Raw genomic sequence first — 783 nt, 5'->3', positions numbered from 1 at the left:
TCCAGCGTCGCGACCGAGACGCCGAACATCTGCGGGATCCGGGTGAAGGCGCCGAGGTCGTCGTTGATGATCACCTGACGGGTGATCGCCACCACCTTGCCGTAGGTGGCGATCTTCCACTTCTCCTTGCCCTCGGTGATCGAACCGCGGGTGTACTCGCCCGCCTCGTTGATCTTCACGAGCTGCGGCGCCTCGCCCATGCGGACCGAGGTCTTGTCCTTGAAGTCGGTGGCATTGGTCTGGCGGCAGAACGGCCGCCAGTTGCTCTCCAGGGCCTCGTAGGCGGCGCGCAGCGTCTGTTCGGAGACATTGCCGAGAATGGCCGGGAAGTCGCTGGTGGTGTGCAGCGACCGACGGGCGATCTCGTCGCGCGCCATGCCGCGGGTGCGGGTGCCGGAGGCCTCGACCACCTCGCGGGCGATCTCGAGCAGCGTCAGGCCGCGATAGTCGCGGCCCGGCTCGGTGAGCGCGAAACGGCCGGGATCGTGCCGGTGCAGCAGCGCGTTGGTGATCGCGTCGCGGCGGGTCTGGGTCTCGTCCTGACCACCGGTCTCGACCCGGGTGTTGCCGTTGGCGGGCCCGCGGTCCGAGGCCGCGGCGAGGCGCTCGAGCAGTACGCCGCGGAACGCCTCGACCGAGGTGCCGCGGCGGACGTGCTCGTCGCCGAGCTCGCGCATCTCGAAGGTGCGGGCGAGGTCCCCAATCCCCGCGGCACGCTCACGCTCGGCGCGCTGGGCCGTCTCCACGGCGGTGCGGGTGGCGGCATCGTCGGCGCCGGCCGGC

At 71.1% G+C, this 783-nt stretch carries 1 protein-coding gene; it reads right to left on the bottom strand.

The window, feature by feature from the left end:
- A partial coding sequence (locus CH341_RS34715; protein ID WP_483475700.1) for a phage major capsid protein occupies positions 1-783 on the bottom strand: 783 nt, incomplete at both ends.

The organism is Rhodoplanes roseus, assembly GCF_003258865.1.
GTDB lineage: Bacteria > Pseudomonadota > Alphaproteobacteria > Rhizobiales > Xanthobacteraceae > Rhodoplanes > Rhodoplanes roseus.
Note: the sequence above shows the minus strand (reverse complement) of the source record. Positions and strands in the feature narration are given on the sequence as shown.